General features: G+C 70.6%; 17 protein-coding genes and 1 tRNA gene. 10 read left to right on the top strand and 8 right to left on the bottom strand.

Features of this window, described 5'->3' with window-relative positions:
* Positions 1-30: 30 nt before the first annotated feature.
* The 8 genes from H5V45_RS11540 to rpmH all read right to left on the bottom strand — a co-directional run bounded on the left by H5V45_RS11540 (position 31) and on the right by rpmH (position 5,340).
* Positions 31-1,080 carry a ParB/RepB/Spo0J family partition protein gene (locus H5V45_RS11540; RefSeq protein ID WP_343061530.1) on the bottom strand — a complete coding sequence of 350 codons (1,050 nt, stop codon included), beginning with the start codon at positions 1,078-1,080 and terminating at the stop codon, positions 31-33.
* Positions 1,077-2,054, bottom strand: a complete 978-nt coding sequence (locus tag H5V45_RS11535; RefSeq protein WP_343061529.1) for a ParA family protein — start codon at positions 2,052-2,054, stop codon at positions 1,077-1,079. The genes H5V45_RS11540 and H5V45_RS11535 overlap by 4 nt, the downstream gene beginning before the upstream one ends.
* A 161-nt stretch (positions 2,055-2,215) precedes the next feature.
* Entirely contained in the window at positions 2,216-2,911 is a 696-nt protein-coding gene (gene rsmG, locus H5V45_RS11530) for a 16S rRNA (guanine(527)-N(7))-methyltransferase RsmG (RefSeq protein ID WP_343061528.1), read from the bottom strand.
* A gap of 87 nt (positions 2,912-2,998) precedes the next feature.
* Positions 2,999-3,583 (bottom strand): Jag family protein, encoded by a 585-nt coding sequence (locus tag H5V45_RS11525; protein WP_343061527.1) that lies wholly within the window; start codon positions 3,581-3,583, stop codon positions 2,999-3,001.
* On the bottom strand, positions 3,580-4,536 hold the full coding sequence (gene yidC, locus H5V45_RS11520) for a membrane protein insertase YidC (RefSeq protein ID WP_221634471.1): 957 nt from the start codon (positions 4,534-4,536) through the stop codon (positions 3,580-3,582). Before yidC ends, H5V45_RS11525 begins: the two co-directional genes overlap by 4 nt.
* Positions 4,537-4,572: 36 nt before the next feature.
* The gene (yidD, locus tag H5V45_RS11515) at positions 4,573-4,836 is read right to left on the bottom strand and encodes a membrane protein insertion efficiency factor YidD (RefSeq protein WP_185253049.1); all 264 of its coding nucleotides are present in this window, start codon (positions 4,834-4,836) and stop codon (positions 4,573-4,575) included.
* Between the two features lie 4 nt (positions 4,837-4,840).
* Complete coding sequence (rnpA, locus tag H5V45_RS11510) at positions 4,841-5,185, bottom strand: ribonuclease P protein component (RefSeq protein WP_185253048.1); 345 nt, start codon at positions 5,183-5,185, stop codon at positions 4,841-4,843.
* A gap of 17 nt (positions 5,186-5,202) precedes the next feature.
* Positions 5,203-5,340 (bottom strand): 50S ribosomal protein L34, encoded by a 138-nt coding sequence (gene rpmH, locus H5V45_RS11505; protein ID WP_185253047.1) that lies wholly within the window; start codon positions 5,338-5,340, stop codon positions 5,203-5,205.
* A gap of 523 nt (positions 5,341-5,863) precedes the next feature.
* Between rpmH and dnaA the strand changes: the two genes are divergently transcribed.
* The 10 genes from dnaA (at position 5,864) to H5V45_RS21550 (ending at position 17,900) form a co-directional block, all read left to right on the top strand.
* A complete protein-coding gene (gene dnaA, locus H5V45_RS11500) occupies positions 5,864-7,408 on the top strand; it encodes a chromosomal replication initiator protein DnaA (RefSeq protein WP_185253046.1) in 1,545 nt (514 codons plus the stop codon).
* A 452-nt stretch (positions 7,409-7,860) separates the two neighbouring features.
* Positions 7,861-9,000, top strand: a complete 1,140-nt coding sequence (gene dnaN / locus H5V45_RS11495; protein ID WP_185253045.1) for a DNA polymerase III subunit beta — start codon at positions 7,861-7,863, stop codon at positions 8,998-9,000.
* 26 nt (positions 9,001-9,026) lie between these two features.
* The gene (gene gnd / locus H5V45_RS11490; protein ID WP_185253044.1) at positions 9,027-9,935 is read left to right on the top strand and encodes a phosphogluconate dehydrogenase (NAD(+)-dependent, decarboxylating); all 909 of its coding nucleotides are present in this window, start codon (positions 9,027-9,029) and stop codon (positions 9,933-9,935) included.
* A gap of 10 nt (positions 9,936-9,945) precedes the next feature.
* A complete protein-coding gene (gene recF, locus H5V45_RS11485; protein WP_185253043.1) occupies positions 9,946-11,130 on the top strand; it encodes a DNA replication/repair protein RecF in 1,185 nt (394 codons plus the stop codon).
* Positions 11,123-11,737, top strand: a complete 615-nt coding sequence (locus tag H5V45_RS11480) for a DciA family protein (protein WP_185253042.1) — start codon at positions 11,123-11,125, stop codon at positions 11,735-11,737. The genes recF and H5V45_RS11480 overlap by 8 nt, the downstream gene beginning before the upstream one ends.
* A gap of 274 nt (positions 11,738-12,011) precedes the next feature.
* Entirely contained in the window at positions 12,012-14,165 is a 2,154-nt protein-coding gene (gene gyrB / locus H5V45_RS11475; RefSeq protein ID WP_425491435.1) for a DNA topoisomerase (ATP-hydrolyzing) subunit B, read from the top strand.
* A 152-nt stretch (positions 14,166-14,317) separates the two neighbouring features.
* Entirely contained in the window at positions 14,318-16,981 is a 2,664-nt protein-coding gene (gene gyrA / locus H5V45_RS11470) for a DNA gyrase subunit A (protein ID WP_221634466.1), read from the top strand.
* The gene (locus H5V45_RS11465; RefSeq protein ID WP_185253039.1) at positions 16,981-17,544 is read left to right on the top strand and encodes a DUF3566 domain-containing protein; all 564 of its coding nucleotides are present in this window, start codon (positions 16,981-16,983) and stop codon (positions 17,542-17,544) included. The genes gyrA and H5V45_RS11465 overlap by 1 nt, the downstream gene beginning before the upstream one ends.
* A gap of 123 nt (positions 17,545-17,667) precedes the next feature.
* Positions 17,668-17,744, top strand: a tRNA-Ile gene (locus tag H5V45_RS11460).
* A gap of 30 nt (positions 17,745-17,774) precedes the next feature.
* Positions 17,775-17,900, top strand: coding sequence for a DLW-39 family protein (locus H5V45_RS21550; protein WP_221633990.1), 126 nt, complete (start codon positions 17,775-17,777; stop codon positions 17,898-17,900).
* Positions 17,901-17,902 lie beyond the last annotated feature (2 nt).

Genomic DNA, 17,902 nt, shown 5'->3' with positions numbered 1-17,902 from the left:
AGGGCGGTCGCGGCAGCCCAGGACCGGGCCTCAGATCGGGCGGTCGTCCCGGTTGCGGGGGTCCATCACGTCGACGATCCGCTGGAGGTCCTCCAGTGAGGCGAACTCGACGGTGATCTTGCCCTTGCTCTTGCCGAGGTCGACCTTGACCCGAGTCTCCAGGCGGTCCGAGAGCCGGTCGGCGAGGTCGGCCAGCCCGGGGGCGGTGGGCCTGCGGCGGGGGACCCGCGGGGTGGCGGAGCCGTGGTCGCCGACGGCGACGATCTCCTCGAGCCCGCGGACGCTGATGCCCTCGGCCACGACCCGCTGGGCCAGACGGTCCTGCACCTCGGCGTCGTCGACGGCCAGCAGCGAGCGGGCGTGGCCGGCGGAGAGCACACCGGCGGCCAGGCGGCGCTGGACCGCGGGGCTGAGCTTCATCAGGCGCAGGGTGTTGCTGATCTGCGGGCGCGAGCGGCCGATCCGGGTGGCCAGCTCCTCGTGGGTGCAGCCGAAGTCCTCCAGGAGCTGGGCGTAGGCCGCCGCCTCCTCGAGGGGGTTGAGCTGCGAGCGGTGCAGGTTCTCCAGGAGCGCGTCCCGGAGCATGTCGGTGTCCTCGGTCTCCCGGACGATCGCCGGGATCGCGGTGAGCCCCGCCTCCTGCGAGGCGCGCCAGCGCCGCTCACCCATGACCAGCTCGAAGGCCTCGTCACCGGTGCGGCGGACGACGATCGGCTGCAGCAGCCCGACCTCGCGGATCGAGTGCACCAGCTCCGCCATCGCGTCCTCGTCGAAGACCTGACGAGGTTGCACGTGGTTGGGCTGGATCTGCCCGACCGGGATCTCGGCGAAGTAGGCGCCCGGGACCGGCGCCTGCTCGGGCGCGGCGATCACCCTGGACTCCAGGGACGCAGGGGAGGACGCCGGAGCACCTCCGTCGCCCTGCCCACCCTGCTCCGCGGAGGAGGACGCGTCGGGGACGCGGCCCGCTGCGGGCGTGTCGTCGACGGGCGGCGCGCTGGGCGCGGTCGGGATCAGGGAGCCCAGCCCGCGGCCGAGGCCACGGCGCTGCGGGGGACGGGCTGTGTTGCCGGCGTTCACTGGGGTGCTCCCTTGGTCGCGATCTCCCGGGCAGCCTCGAGGTAGCACAGGGCTCCCGGCGAGCCAGGATCGTAGGTCATCACGGTCTGGCCGTACGACGGCGCCTCGGACACCCGCACCGAGCGGGGGATCGTCGTCTTCACGACCAGGTCGCCGAAGTGCTCACGGACCTCCTCGGCGACACCGGCCGCGAGCCGGGTCCGGGCGTCGTACATCGTGACGAGGATCGTGGAGACCGCCAGCCGCGGGTTGAGGTGCTTCTTGACCATGTCCACCGTCTCGATCAGCTGACCGAGCCCCTCCAGGGCGTAGTACTCCGCCTGGATCGGGATCATCATCTCCGCGCCGGCGACCAGTGCGTTGAGCGTGAGCAGGCCCAGCGAGGGCGGGCAGTCGATGAGCACGAAGTCGAAGCGCTCCTCACCCGCCTCCTCGGCCGTGCCGACCAGGGGGTGGCCGTGGATCGCCCGGTGCAGGCGGTTCTCACGCGCCACCACGCTCACCAGCTCGATCTCGGCGCCGGCCAGGTCGATCGTGGCCGGCACGACGTGGAGGTTCTCCACCTCCGGGCACGGGGTGATCACGTCGACAAGGGGCACACCGTCCACGAGGGCGTCGTACGTCGACGGAACGCCGCGGTGGTGCTCGACCGAGAGGGCCGTCGACGCGTTGCCCTGCGGGTCGAGGTCGATGACCAGGACCCGCTGACCCAGCTGGGCCAGGGCGGCCGCCACGTTCACCGTGGACGTCGTCTTGCCTACCCCGCCCTTCTGGTTCGCCACGACGATGACGCGGGTGGCAGCGGGACGGGGGAGCGACGGTCGCATCCGGGCACCGTGTCGGGCGAGCACCGAGTGCTCGGCCGCCCGCGCCAGCGGTGTCGCGTGGTCGTCGAAGACCGGGCCGGCGTCCGCGAGGTCACCGGCGGTCCGCACGGTGAAGGGGCGGGCGGAGGATGTTTCACGTGAAACCACGGGGGCGTCGCTGTCTGTCGGGGGCTGTGGAGGAACGGGGTCAACCTGTGGATAACTAGGCCTGTCAGGCTCAGTCGCACCGGTGGATAACCCGGGGGAGGGTGGCGCGTCGGTCGCATCGGGAGCGACGTCGCGAGCGACGTCGGGACGAGACTCCTCCGTCACGCGCGCCGCCTCCGCTTCGATGTGGTGCGGGGACGACGGGCGCCGGGAGCCGGCTGCCGGTCACGTCCAACCGCAGGCGGCCACGATACGCGGCTCGGGTCGGCCCAGGCCACCCGCACGGCGACGGTGGTGGACTCCGGCAGGTCCTCGCCGAGCACGTGGACCTCGGGGTCGGCGCAGCCCAGCTCCCGGAGGACCGGCGCCGCGACCTCGATCTCCTCGTTGATGGAGGAGCCCTTCATCGCCACCAGAGCGCCGGTCGCGGCCACCAGCGGCATCGACCAGCCGAGGAGCCGCTCGAGCGGCGCCACGGCTCGCGAGGTCACTACGTCGAAGCGGCGCTCGCCGTGCAGGGCGTCGGCCCGACCCCGGACCACCTCCACGTGGTCCAGGCCCAGCTCGTCGACGACCTCACTCAGGAAGGTCGTGCGGCGCAGCAGCGGCTCCACCAGCGTGATCCGCAGGTCAGGGCGGCCGATGCCGAGCACCAGGCCGGGCAGGCCGGCGCCGGAGCCGATGTCGCACACGGTCGCGTTCGTGGGGAGCAGCTCGCCCAGCACGGCGCAGTTCAGCAGGTGCCGGTCCCAGAGCCGCGGCGCCTCGCGCGGGCCGATCAGACCCCGGACGACTCCCTCGGTGGTCAGCAACTCGGCGTACCGCTCGGCCAGAGCCAGTCGGTCATGCGGAAACACCCTCCGGGCCACAGCGGGCACGGAGGGTGTTTCACGTGAAACGTCGTCGGTCACCGGGTCACCCCGTGGCCGTCGGGTGGGCCGAGGTCATGCGGGCAGGATCACCACGTGGCGACGCGGCTCCACGCCCTCGGACTCCGAGCTGAGCCCGGCCGCGGCGACCGCGTCGTGGACGACCTTGCGCTCGAACGGCGACATCGGGTCCAGCGAGACGGACTCGCCGCTGGCGCGGACCTCCGCGATGGACTTCTCGGCGAGCGCGACCAGCTCCTCGCGCTTGGCGGCGCGGTGACCGGAGATGTCGAGCATCAGCCGCGAGCGCTCACCGGTCTCGCGGTAGACCGCGAGCCGGGTCAGCTCCTGCAGCGCGTCGAGCACCTCGCCACGCGCACCGACGAGCTGCTGCAGGTCGGCGCCGACGATCGAGACGGCCGCCCGGTCGCCCTCGACGTCCATGTCCAGGTCACCGTCGAGGTCGGCGATGTCGAGCAGCTCCTCGAGGTAGTCGGCGGCGATGTCGCCCTCCTGCTCGAGCTGCTGGACGCGGTCCAGCCGGGGTGCCGGCGCCGTGTCCGCGGCGGTCCCCTCGGGACCCTGCTCCTCGGCGGGCTGTCCCTGCTCGATCTGCTCGTCGGTCGCCTCGGTCTCGCTCGACAGGTCGTTCTCGCTCACTGCTGGTCTCCCTCGCTCTTCGGGGTGTCCGTGGGCCTGCCACCGGACTTCTTGCGCTGCTCTCGGGACTGCTTCTTCGGCTGCAGCCGGGTGTTCGGCCGGCGCTCCGGCTCGGGCTCGGGCGCCACCTCGACGACGGCCGGGCCGCCGCGGCGCGCGGCCTTGGCCGCGTCCCGGTCCTTCTTCGCCTGCTCGGCGGGGGTGCCCGGGGCCGGGTTGTTGCGGATCACGTAGAACTGCTGGCCCATCGTCCACAGGTTGGAGGTGGTCCAGTAGAAGAGGACGCCGATCGGGAACGCCACGCCACCGACGGCGAAGACGACGGGGAGGACGTAGAGGAGCAGCTTCTGCTGCTGGGCGTAGGGCCCGCTGAGCGCGTCGGCCGGCATGTTCTTGCTCATCAGCTGGCGCTGGGTGAGGAACGTCGTGGCCGTCATGCCCACCACGAGGATCGCCGCGAGCACCATGACGCCGGTGTTGCCGTCCGCCTTGAGGAAGGTGTCCTTGATCGGGATCGAGCCGAACAGCTTCGCCTCGCCGAACTTCTTGGCCAGGTCCACGGTCAGCACGCCGTGCGCCTTCTGGTTCTTCGCAGCCTGGTCGAGCAGGCGGAACAGCGCCAGGAAGATCGGCATCTGGAGCAGGATCGGCAGGCAGGACGCGAACGGGTTGGTGCCCGTGTCCTTGTAGAGCTTCATCGTCTCGGCCGCGAGCTTCTCGCGGTCGTGGCCGTACTTCTTCTGCAGCTCCTTCACCTTGGGCTGGATCAGCTGCATGTTCCGGCTGGACTTGATCTGCTTGACGAACAGCGGGATCAGCGCGGTGCGGATGACCAGCGTGAGGCCGACGATCGACAGCACCCAGGTGGCACCGCCGTCGGGATCCATGAAGGTGCTGAGCAGGGTGTGGAACCCGACCAGGATCACCGAGATCACGTAGTACAGCGGCGTCATGATGAAGCCGCCGATGTCACCGAAGATACCCACGGGTCAGGCTCCTTGCTGGGGGATGGAGGGGCTTCCCGCGCGCACACGGGGTGGGACGGGGTCGTAGCCGCCGGCCGCCCACGGATGGCAGCGGGCCAGGCGCCGTACGGCGAGCCAGCTGCCGCGCAGGCTGTCGTGCTCGCGCACCGCGTCGAGTGCGTAGGCCGAGCAGGACGGGTGGTAGCGGCAGACCTGCCCGTAGAGCGGGCTGATCAGGGCGCGGTAGGCCCGCAGCAGGCCGATCAGGACGTACTTCACCGTGTCCACCCGTTCATGGGAGCACCCGGTGGAGGGAACGCGTGAGGTCGGCGCCGAGTTCCTCGTAGGACGCCGCGGCCGCAGCCGGCAGCGCCCTGACCACGAGCACAGCAGAGCCCGGGAGCGTCGAGACGTGCTCCCGGGCGAGGTGGCGGAGACGGCGCTTCACGCGGTTGCGGAGGACGGCGTTGCCCACGGCCTTGCTGACCACGAAGCCCACCCGGGGGGTCGAGGCGTCCACCCCGTCGCCAGGGGCGACGAGATGGACCACGAGGGTCCGCGAACCCGCCCGCCTGCCGCGGCGGACCGCGGTGCGAAAGGAGTCGCCGTCCCTCAGCCGGTGGGCCGAAGGCAGCACGAGGTGTGGAGCAGCCCTCAGACGGCCAGGCTCTTGCGGCCCTTGCGGCGACGCGACGCCAGGATGCTGCGACCCGCACGGGTGCGCATCCGCAGACGGAATCCGTGCACCTTGTGGCGGCGGCGGTTGTTCGGCTGGTACGTACGCTTGCTCACGAGCTTCTCTCCATGGTGGTTCAGGGGCAGCCACGCCGGCGGATCGGCAGTGCCGGGTCACCACGCCGGACGGCGCGGTGGGACCCATTCAACTGGCACCGCAGACCCACGGACGTCGTGCTGTCCCGTGGACATGCGGCAACCCGTCGACACCGGGTGACCGGCCAACGGTACGCGCTGGCAATCCACAGGGTCAAACCCACCGCGACCGGGTCCGCCCCAGCCTGTGGATGACGTCTTGCTCCCGCCCCCCGCACCTTGTTACGTTCGCCCCTTCCGACGGGGCCCGCAGCCCCCGGACATCCCCAGGTCGACCGGTGGTGTGACCCCCGCCACAACGGTGGTCACAGGCCATCTGACCTGCGGAAACGCTGATCCGGGACGCGTTCGCGGGCCTGCCGGGACGATCCTCTCCACAGTGGACGGGGTGGGTTCACAGCTTGTGGACAAAGCTGTGGAAAGAAATCGGCTCAGGGCTCGGACTTCCGGATTCTCCTGCACATCGGCGGGGTCGGCGGAGAGCATGGGTCCCGACGACGCGCGACGACAGCAGAAGGCGGCAGCACCCGTGGACCAGAGCACCTCGGACACTGGCAACGGCAGGGACCCCGGGCGGGAGCCCGGACGCGACACCGACCGGGACCTCGCCACGGCGTGGCGGGGCGTCGTCGACGACCTCCAGCCGAACCAGCGCGCCTGGCTGCGCGCCAGCGAGCCGGTCACCCTCCACGAGAGCACCGCGATCATCGCCGTGCCCAACGAGTTCACCCGCGGCCAGCTCGAGGGCCGGCTTCGCGGCCAGCTCGAGGACGCGCTCGCCGTCGCGTTCGGCCGCGAGATCCGGATCGCGGTGACGGTCAACACCCAGCTCGACGACCAGGCGCTGCCCGAGCCCGTGGAGCACATCGACCAGCCGATGAGTCGAGAGATCGACATGTCGACAATCCAGCAGCACCCGCTCGAGCGGGCCCCCCAGCCGGTGCCGGTGCCGGAGTCCCAGGAGTCCCTGCAGCGGCAGACCACCGCGCTGGAGACCCGCCTCAACCCGAAGTACACCTTCGAGACCTTCGTCATCGGCTCGTCGAACCGCTTCCCCCACGCCGCGGCCGTCGCCGTGGCCGAGGCACCCGGCAAGGCGTACAACCCGCTCCTCGTCTACGGCGACTCCGGCCTGGGCAAGACCCACCTGCTCCACGCGATCGGCCACTACGTGCGCAGCCTCTACTCCGGGGCCAAGGTGCGCTACGTCTCCAGCGAGGAGTTCACCAACGAGTTCATCAACGCGATCCGCGACGACCGGCAGGACCGCTTCAAGCGGCGCTACCGCGACGTGGACGTGCTGCTGATCGACGACATCCAGTTCCTGGAGGGGAAGACCCAGACGCAGGAGGAGTTCTTCCACACGTTCAACACCCTCCACAACGCCAACAAGCAGATCGTGCTGACCTCCGACCGCGCGCCCAAGCGCCTCGAGGCGCTCGAGGACCGGCTGCGCAACCGGTTCGAGTGGGGACTGATCACCGACGTCCAGCCCCCCGACCTCGAGACCCGCATCGCGATCCTGCGCAAGAAGGCCGCGATGGACCGGCTCACCGCCCCGCCGGACGTGCTGGAGTTCATCGCCTCGAAGATCCAGACCAACATCCGCGAGCTCGAGGGCGCGCTGATCCGGGTGACGGCGTTCGCGAACCTGAACCGCCAGGAGGTCGACATGACCCTGGCCGAGATCGTGCTCAAGGACCTGATCCCCGAGGGCGGCGAGCCGGAGATCACCGCGGCGCTGATCATCGCCCAGACGGCCGCCTACTTCGGGCTCTCGATCGAGGAGCTCACCGGCCCGAGCCGCGGCCGGCACCTGGTGATGGCCCGCCAGATCGCGATGTACCTCTGCCGCGAGCTCACCGACCTCTCGCTGCCCAAGATCGGCGCGCAGTTCGGCAACCGGGACCACACGACGGTGATGTACGCCGACCGCAAGATCAACCAGCTACTCGCCGAGCGCCGGGCCGTCTTCAACCAGGTCAGCGAGCTCACCAACCGCGTGAAGATGCAGGCCCGCCAGTCCTGAGCGGCTCGTCCACGGCGCGCAGCACGACAGGTTCGTGTGGTTCGCCGGCCTGTGGATGAGGTGTGGGCCCGGAGCACACGACCTCGATCTGCCTGTGGACGAACCGGGGGAAACCCCCTCGGCGGCCGCCGAGTGCACAGCCCCCCGCGACGTGTCGTCCCGCTCCTCCACAGCCCCTGTGCACCACGGTTGCGAGGGCTGACCTGCGACGATGCGGTCTCTCCACAGATTCCACCGTTGCTATGACTACGACTCACCTCCAACCAGATCGATCACTCGCAAACATCCATCCGGGCCCCGACCTGTGGACAAGCCCCGACGGACCGCTCCCCCGCACACCTGCCGGCCGGCGTACCGGACCACAAGAAACCGCACCGAACCTCCCGCGCTCGTGCCCCGCATGGCAGGATTCACCTCCCAGAAGCTGCTGACTCACCACCGAAGGGCCCACCGTGAAGTTCCGCGTCGAGCGCGACGTGCTCGCCGATGCCGTCGCCTGGGCTGCTCGCAGCCTCCCGGTCCGCCCCAGCGTCCCCGTCCTCGCCGGTCTGCTCATCGACGCGAGCGACGAGGGCCTGGTGCTCTCGACCTTCGACTACGAGACCTCCGCCCGGGCGACGCTGAAGGCGGACGTCGCGGACGAGGGTCGCGCGCTGGTCAGCGGTCGCCTGCTCGCCGACATCTGCCGCAGCCTCCCGGCCAAGCCGGTCGAGATGGTGCTCGACGGCGCCCGGGTCTCGCTGACCTGCGGCTCGGCCCGCTTCAGCCTCCAGACGATGCCGGTCGACGACTACCCGTCGCTGCCCGACATGCCCGCCGCCACCGGCACCGTGCAGAGCGACCAGTTCGCGCACGCCGTCGCCCAGGCGGTCACGGCCGCCGGCCGCGACGACATGCTGCCGGTCCTGACCGGCGTCCGGATCGAGATCGACGGCTCGACGATCTCGCTCCTGGCCACCGACCGCTTCCGGCTCTCCCACCGCGAGGTCGGCTGGAGCCCCCGGACCCCCGACGAGTCGATCGCCGCCCTGGTACCCGCCAAGGTGCTCGGCGACACGGCCAAGTCGCTGACCGCCGGCAGCGAGGTCACCATCGCGCTGGCCGCCTCCGGCTCGGGCGAGGGCATCATCGGCTTCGAGGGCGCGGCCCCCGGCGGCGTACGCCGGACCACCACCCGCCTGCTCGACGGGGAGTTCCCCAAGGTGCGCAGCCTGTTCCCGGCCGAGCACCAGACCGTGGCCAAGGTCGACCGCGCCGCGCTGATCGAGTCGGTCAAGCGCGTCGCGCTCGTGGCCGAGCGCAACACCGCCGTGCAGCTGGCCTTCAGCGACGGCGTGCTCACCCTGGACGCCGGCTCCGGCGACGAGGCCCAGGCCTCCGAGTCGATCGAGGCGACCATCGAGGGCGAGGACATCACCACGGGGTTCAACCCGCAGTTCCTGCTCGACGGGCTGAGCGCCATCGAGCAGTCCGTGGTCGAGCTCGCCTTCACCCAGGCCTCCAAGCCGGTGGTCATCAGCGGTTCGGTCGGTGAGGGCGACGAGGACTCGCCCTTCCGCTACCTGCTCATGCCGCGCCGCCTGCTCTCGTAACCCGCTCACCGCGAAGGACTCAACGCATGGACATCGGCCTCGTCGGACTCGGCAAGATGGGCGGGAACATGCGGACCCGCCTGCGCGACGGCGGGCACACCGTCGTCGGCTACGACCGCAACCCCGACGTCAGCGACGTCGCGAGCCTCGAGGAGCTCGTCGAGAAGCTGCCGTCCCCCAAGGTCGTCTGGGTGATGGTGCCCGCAGGCGACCCCACCTGGGAGACCGTCAAGGCGCTCGGCGAGCTGCTCGGTGACGGCGACCTGGTCGTCGACGGCGGCAACTCGAAGTACACCGACGACGCCGTGAACGCCGAGCTGCTCGCCAGGCAGGGCGTCGGGTTCGTCGACTGCGGCGTCTCCGGCGGCGTCTGGGGCCTGAAGAACGGCTACGCGCTGATGTGCGGCGGCTCCGACGAGAACGTCGCGAAGGTCCAGCCGGCCCTGGACACCCTCAAGCCGGAGGAGGGTGGCTTCGTGCACGCCGGCAAGAACCCCGGCGCCGGCCACTTCGCCAAGATGGTCCACAACGGCATCGAGTACGCCATGATGCAGAGCTACGCCGAGGGCTGGGAGCTGCTCGAGAAGGTCGACCTGATCGACAACGTCACCGAGGTCTTCGACTCGTGGCGCTCCGGCACCGTGATCCGCTCCTGGCTCCTCGACCTGCTGGTCGCCGCGCTCGAGGACGACACCCACCTCGAGAAGCTCTCGGGCTACGCCGACGACTCGGGCGAGGGCCGCTGGACCGTCGAGGCGGCCATCGACAACGCCGTGCCGATGAACGTCATCGCCGCCTCGCTCTTCGCCCGGTTCACCTCGCGCCAGGACGACAGCCCCGCCATGAAGGCGATCGCCGCCATGCGCAACCAGTTCGGCGGTCACGCCGTGCACACCGAGCCGCCCGTCGGCGGCGACGCGAACCCGACCCCCTGATGCCCGTGCCGTGTACGTCTCGCACCTGACCCTGCACGACTTCCGCTCGTACGCCAGCGCGGACGTCGCGCTGGAGCCGGGCGTCACGGCGTTCATCGGCCGCAACGGACAGGGCAAGACCAACCTGGTCGAGGCGATCGACTACCTCTCCCGGCTGTCCTCGCACCGGGTCGCCAGCGACGCGCCCCTGGTGCGGGCCGGCACCGAGCAGGCGATCGTGCGGGCCGCGGTGGTCAAGGACGGGCGCACCGCGATCCTCGAGGTCGAGCTCAACCCCGGCCGCTCGAACCGCGCCCGGATCAACCGGTCGCCGCTCCCCCGGGCCCGCGAGCTCCTCGGCCTGGTCCGCACCGTGGTCTTTTCCCCCGAGGACCTGACCCTGGTCAAGGGCGACCCGTCGGACCGTCGCAAGTTCCTCGACGACCTGCTGGTGCTGCGCACGCCGCGGCTCGCCGGCGTCCGCTCCGACTACGACCGAGTGCTGCGCCAGCGCAACTCGCTGCTCAAGACCGCCGGCCAGGCGCGCCGCGGCAGCTCCTCGCAGGAGAGTGCGCTCTCGACGCTCGGCGTCTGGGACGCGCACCTGGCCCGCACCGGCGCGGAGCTGCTGGCCGAGCGGATCGAGCTCGTCGAGCAGCTGCGGCCCTACGTCGGCAAGGCCTACGAGACCGTCGCGCGGGGGGCGTCGCGCGACGACGCCGAGATCGCCTACCGCTCCTCCTTCGAGCTGCCCGCGACGCTCGACCGCTCCGCGCTCACCGACGCGCTGCTGGCCGAGCTCGAGCGGCGCCGCAACGACGAGCTCGACCGCGGCATCTCGCTGGTGGGGCCGCACCGCGACGAGCTGGTCCTGACCCTGGGCCACGGCCCCGGCGAGAGCGCGCCCTCCGACTCCGGCGAGACCGGGCTGCGGCTGCCGGTCAAGGGCTACGCGTCCCACGGGGAGTCGTGGTCGTTCGCGCTGGCGCTCCGGCTGGCGTCGTACGACCTGCTCCGCGCGGACGGCGACGACCCGATCCTGATCCTCGACGACGTCTTCGCCGAGCTCGACACCGAGCGGCGCGCGCAGCTGGCCGAGCTCGTGGCGGGCGCCGAGCAGGTGCTCGTGACGGCGGCCGTGGCCGGCGACGTGCCCGAGGCGCTGGCGGGGACCCGCTTCCTGGTCGGCAACGGCGAGGTACGCCGTGATGACTGACGGGGCGCCGCCCGACTCCCCCGACGCCGATCCTGCCGCCCCCGGGGCGGAGGACTCCCCGGGCACCCCGACCACCGGGCCGGGCGGCATCCCGCTGGCGACGCCCCCCGAGCCGCACCATGACGACGGCCTCGACCTGGCCCGTGCGCTCACCCGCTCGATGGCCGGCTCCACCCCGATGGCCAAGCGGCGCCGCACCCGCCCCGACACCCGGATCCGAGGCCGGGTCTCCGGAGCGCACCCCGACGACCGCGACCCGCAGCTGCTCGACCTGACGGTCGGCCGGCTCGTCGACGACCACGGCTGGGAGCTCGACCTGCGCGTGCACGGCGTCTTCGGCCGCTGGGCCGAGCTGGTCGGCGCCGAGGTCGCCCAGCACTGCACCCCCGAGACCTTCGCCGACGGCAAGCTCGTGGTCCGCACCGACTCCACGGCCTGGGCCACCCAGCTCAAGCTGCTCGCGCCCACCGTCGTACGCCGTCTCAACGAGGAGCTCGGGCACGGCACCATCGCGCTCATCGAGGTCGTCGGACCGCACCTGCCGACCTGGAAGAAGGGCCCCCGCTCGGTGCGCGACGGGCGCGGTCCGCGCGACACCTACGGCTGACCGGCCGGACGCCACAGCGGCCGGACTGCCGATCTGCGGGCCTCAGGGACGTACGGGGACCCATCCGCACCCCTGATCGGGCGTCTCGCAGGCCCTCACGACCCGCTCAGGGGCATGTTTTGTCCACAGATGGTCCCATTCCTGGGGGTCGGACCGTGGAATACGGCCTCCAGAGGGCTATCATGGGCTCAGGTCGCCGGCGTCTGCTGTTGCGGCCCTCTGTATGTCAGCGCTCCGGCACACCGCGCCGGGCGCCCTGTGCGAAGAGGTGTGTGTGGCCGAGGAACAGCCCGTCCAGAACCCGGTTGATCTCCCCGTCGAGGATCCCGCCGCCACCCCGGTCGCCGACACCGTGCCCCCGGCCCTGCGCGGCACCGCGCCCGACGCCGGCACGTCGTACGACGCCTCCGCCATCCAGGTCCTCGAGGGCCTCGAGGCGGTGCGCAAGCGCCCGGGCATGTACATCGGCTCGACCGGTGAGCGCGGCCTGCACCACCTGATCTGGGAGATCGTCGACAACGCGGTCGACGAGGCGCTGGCCGGTCACTGCGACCGGATCGTCGTCACCCTGATGGCCGACGGCGCGATCCGCGTCGAGGACAACGGGCGCGGCATCCCGACCGACACCGCGCCCGGCGCCGACATGCCGGCCGTGACGATGGCGCTCACGATGCTGCACGCCGGCGGCAAGTTCGGCGGCGGCGGCTACAAGGTGTCCGGCGGCCTGCACGGCGTCGGCGTCTCCGTGGTGAACGCGCTGTCGAGCCACCTGACCGTCGACGTCAAGAACCGTGGCCACCTGTGGCGCCAGAGCTTCACGATCGGCGTCCCCGACGGCGACCTGCAGATGATCCGCGAGATGGAGCCCGGCGAGCGCACCGGCACCACCGTGACCTACTGGGCCTCGGAGGAGATCTTCGAGACCACGACGTACTCCTTCGAGACCATCACCAACCGCTTCCGCGAGTACGCCTTCCTCAACAAGGGCCTCGAGATCGTGGTCCGCGACGAGCGCCCCGCCGCCGCCGAGCTGCTCGAGGCCGTCGAGGACGACACCATCGCCAACGAGGTCGACCAGGCCGGTGCCGACGCGATCCGCGCCGGCGAGGGCGGCGGCATCGAGCGGGTCTTCCGCTACGACCGTGGCCTCGTTGACTACGTCGAGCACCTCAACCGGCGCAAGGACAAGGCGAACCCGTCGATCATCGCCTTCGAGGCCGAGACCCCGGACCACGTGGAGAACCACATGAGCCTCGAGGTCGCGATGCAGTGGAACACCTCGTTCACCGAGTCGGTCCACACCTTCGCCAACACGATCAACACCCACGAGGGCGGCACCCACGAAGAGGGCTTCCGCGCCGCGCTCACCGGTCTGGTCAACCACTGGGGCGAGGAGTGGGGCCTGATCAAGAAGCGCGAGGACCGCGTCTCGGGCGACGACATCCGCGAGGGCCTCACCGCGATCATCTCGATCAAGATGGGCGAGCCGCAGTTCGAGGGCCAGACCAAGACCAAGCTCGGCAACACCGAGGCCAAGGGCTTCGTGCAGCGGATCATGAACGACCAGCTCGGCGACTGGATGGAGAAGAACCCCGCCGAGGGTCGCGACATCGTCCGCAAGTCCCAGGCCGCCGCGTCCGCCCGGATCGCGGCCCGCAAGGCGCGCGACCTGGCCCGCGGCCGCAAGGGCCTGCTCGGGGGCGGCGGCCTGCCCGGCAAGCTGTCGGACTGCCAGTCGACGAACCCCGCCGAGTGCGAGGTCTTCATCGTCGAGGGTGACTCCGCCGGCGGCTCGGCCCGCCAGGGCCGCGACTCGCGGGTCCAGGCGATCCTCCCGATCCGCGGCAAGATCCTGAACGTCGAGAAGGCCCGCATCGACAAGGTGCTCGCCAACACCGAGGTCCAGGCGATCATCTCCGCGCTCGGCACCGGCATCCACGAGGAGTTCAGCCTCGAGAAGCTGAGGTACCACAAGGTCGTCCTGATGGCCGACGCCGACGTCGACGGCCACCACATCAACACCCTGCTGCTGACGCTGCTGTTCCGCTTCATGAAGCCGCTGATCGAGCACGGCTACGTCTACATGGCCCAGCCCCCGCTCTACCGGATCCGCTGGAACAAGCCGGCCGACCACGAGTTCGTCTACTCCGACGCCGAGCGCGACGCGCTGATGCGCGACGGTCTCGCCAACGGGCGCAAGCTGCCCAAGGAGAACCCGGTCCAGCGGTACAAGGGTCTCGGTGAGATGAACGCCGAGGAGCTGTGGGACACCACGATGGACCCCGAGCAGCGCCTGATGCTCCAGGTGACCCTGGACGACGCCGCGCAGGCCGACGAGATCTTCTCGATCCTGATGGGCGAGGACGTCGAGCAGCGACGCTCCTTCATCCAGCGCAATGCAAAAGACGTTCGCTTCCTCGATATCTAGGTGTCTAGCGACATCCCTAGATCCGAGTAGACGCGACGAGACTGACCGACAGAGAGTTCTGACACGTGACTGAGACCCCCAGCAACCTCGGGACCGGCGGCGAGGGCTCCGGCCCCGGCGGGCGGATCGAGCCGATCGAGCTGCAGACGTCGATGCAGCGCGCCTACATCGACTACGCGATGGCCGTCATCGTGGGGCGGGCGCTCCCCGACGTACGCGACGGCCTCAAGCCGGTGCACCGTCGCGTGCTCTACGCGATGTACGACGGGGGCTACCGCCCCGACCGCGGCTTCTCGAAGTGCTCGCGCGTCGTCGGTGACGTCATGGGTCAGTACCACCCGCACGGCGACACCGCGATCTACGACACCCTGGTCCGCCTCGCGCAGCCCTGGGTGATGCGCGCGCCGCTGGTCAACGGCCAGGGCAACTTCGGCTCGCCGGGCAACGACTCGGCGGCCGCCATGCGGTACACCGAGTGCCGGATGGCCCCGCTCGCGCTCGAGATGGTCCGTGACATCGAGCAGGACACGGTCGACTTCCAGCCGAACTACGACGGTCGCTCGCAGGAGCCGATCGTGCTGCCGGCGCGCTACCCGAACCTGCTGGTCAACGGCTCGGCCGGCATCGCGGTCGGCATGGCCACCAGCATCCCGCCGCACAACCTGCGCGAGGTCGCCGACGGTGCTCGCTGGGCGCTCGACCACCCCGACGCCAGCCGCGAGGAGCTCCAGGACGCGCTCGTCGAGCGGATCAAGGGCCCCGACTTCCCGAACGGCGCGCTGATCGTCGGCCGCGAGGGCATCGAGCAGGCCTACCGCACCGGCCGCGGCTCGGTCACCCAGCGCGCGGTCATCGAGATCGACGAGGACGCCAAGGGGCGCACCTGCCTGTCGATCACCGAGCTGCCCTACATGGTCAACCCCGACAACCTGGCGCTCAAGATCGCCGAGCTCGCCGACTCCGGCAAGGTCCAGGGCATCTCCGACGTCCGCGACGACTCGTCCGGCCGCACCGGCCAGCGCCTGGTGGTCGTGCTGCGCCGCGACGCCGTCGCCCGCGTGGTGCTCAACAACCTGCTCAAGCACACCGAGCTGCAGACCAACTTCAGCGCCAACATGCTGGCCCTGGTCGATGGTGTCCCGCGGACGCTGACGATCGACCAGTTCATCAGCAACTGGGTCACCCACCAGGTCGACGTGATCCAGCGCCGCACCCGCTTCCGGCTCGCCGAGGCCGAGCGCCGCGCGCACATCCTGCGCGGCCTCGTGAAGGCCCTCGACATGCTCGACGAGGTGATCGCGCTGATCCGGCGCTCGCCCGAGGTCGACGACGCCCGCGACGGCCTGATCGAGATGCTCGACATCGACGAGATCCAGGCGATCGCGATCCTCGACCTGCAGCTGCGCCGGCTCGCGGCCCTGCAGCGCCAGAAGATCATCGACGACCTCGCCGAGATCGAGTTGACCATCGCCGACCTCGAGGACATCCTCGCCAACGAGACCCGGCAGCGGCAGATCGTGGCCGACGAGCTCGAGGCGATCGTCGAGAAGTACGGCAACGAGCGGCGCACCCAGATCATCGCCGCCGACGGCGACCTCTCGATGGAGGACCTGATCCCCGACGAGGACCTCGTCGTGTCGATCACCCGCGGCGGCTACGCGAAGCGCACCCGCGCCGACCAGTACCGCACCCAGAAGCGCGGCGGCAAGGGCGTGCGCGGGGCGACCCTGCGCGGCGACGACGTCGTCGAGCACTTCATCTCCACGACCAACCACCACTGGCTGCTGTTCTTCACGACGGCCGGCCGGGTCTACCGCACGAAGGCCTACAACCTGCCCGAGGCGTCGCGCGACGCCAAGGGCGGTCACGTCGCCGGGCTGCTGAGCTTCCAGCCGGACGAGAACATCGCCCAGGTGCTGGCGATCCGGGACTACGACCAGGCGCCTTACCTCGTCCTCGCGACGCGGACCGGCCTGGTCAAGAAGACCCGCCTCGGCGACTACAACAGCCCGCGCCAGGCCGGCGTCATCGCGATCAACTTCCGCGAGGACGACGACGAGCTGATCGGTGCCGAGCTGGTGAACGCCGAGGACGACATCCTGCTGGTCTCCCGCAAGGGCCAGGCGATCCGCTTCCGCGCCGACGACACCCAGCTGCGCCCGATGGGCCGCGCCACCTCGGGCGTCTCGGGGATGAAGTTCCGCGACGGCGACGCGCTGCTGTCGATGTCGGTCATCCGCGCCGAGCAGGTCGCGGCCGAGGAGGCCGCCGCCGAGGCGGCCCAGGCCGCCGGCGAGTCGACGGCCCCGGGCGAGCTGCCCGACGTCGTGGAGCAGTACGTCTTCACGATCACCGACGGCGGCTTCGCCAAGCGCACCCGGATCTCCGACTACCGCCTGCAGTCGCGGGGAGGCATCGGCATCAAGGCGATGTCGCTGGCGAACGAGGACCGCGGCGTCCTCGTCGGGGCCTTCATTGTGGTCGAGGGCGACGAGATCCTCTCGATCACCCAGAACGGCCAGGTCGTGCGCAGCCCGATCAACGACCAGTTCCGGGCCACCGGTCGCAGCACCATGGGCGTGAAGTTCGTGACCCCCAAGTCCGGTGACGCGGTCGCCGTCGTGGCCCGCTCGGTCGAGGCCAAGCTGGAGGACGAGGTCGCCGAGGGCGAGGTCGTGCCCGGTGACCAGACCGGCGTACCCTCCCCGGCCGCCGAATCGGTCGATGCCGACGCGGATGCAACAATCGAAGCGACCGACGTGACCGACCCGAGCGACCCGACTGGCCCGGCTGAGGCTGGGGAGAGCGAGGACTGATGACCGAGCGCCCCGCCGAGCGCACCTCCACCCGCGCCGCGATCCGCGACAGCAGCGACGACACCGTGACCCGGCTCCCGCTCACCGAGCGGATCCAGGCCAAGCTGAGCAAGGCCGCCGACGAGCACCGGGCGAACGCCAACCCGGAGTCGAAGTCGGCCAGCCGCAAGGCGGCCGTGTCCGGCAAGCCGCCGCGTCGCGCTCGGCTGCGCCTCTCGCGCATCGACCCCTGGTCGGTCATGAAGACGGCGTTCCTGCTGTCGGTCGCGTTCGGCGTCGTCACGGTCGTCTCCGTCCTGATGGTCTGGTCGGTGCTCGGTGCCGCCGGCGTCTGGGACTCCATCAACCAGACGGTCCAGGACATCGTCGGCGGTCAGAACCCCTCCGACTTCAACGTCCAGGACTACGTCGGGACCTCCCGGGTGCTCGGCTTCACGATGCTCGTCGCCGTGATCGACGTCGTCCTGCTGACCGCGATCGCCACGCTCGGCGCCTTCCTCTACAACATGGCCGCCGCCCTGCTGGGCGGCATCGAGGTCACCCTCGCGGAGGACGAGCGCTGAGGCCGATCGCTCCCTGAGGACGGCGGTCCGGGGCGGGGTCCATCCCGTTTTGTCCCGACGCTCAGGGGTCCGGTAGTCTCCACCTCGGTCGTTCGGCGACCACCCCCGGCAGCTGCCGGGTGCGGGCCTATAGCTCAGACGGTTAGAGCGCTTCCCTGATAAGGAAGAGGTCAGAGGTTCAAGTCCTCTTAGGCCCACCAACCGCACCGACCCGATCCCTGGGAGACACCGTGAAGAAGATCCTCCTGGTCCTGGCGGCCGCCGTCGGTGCCGTCTTCGCGAAGAAGAAGATCGACGAGGGACGTCACGAGCAGGCCCTCTGGGCCGAGGCCACCGACCACGTCGACAAGGCCTGAGC

It is taken from the genome of Nocardioides luti, assembly GCF_014212315.1.
GTDB classification, from domain to species: domain Bacteria; phylum Actinomycetota; class Actinomycetes; order Propionibacteriales; family Nocardioidaceae; genus Nocardioides; species Nocardioides luti.
The sequence above is the reverse complement of the archived record's forward strand: the minus strand, read 5'-3'. Positions and strand labels throughout refer to the sequence as shown.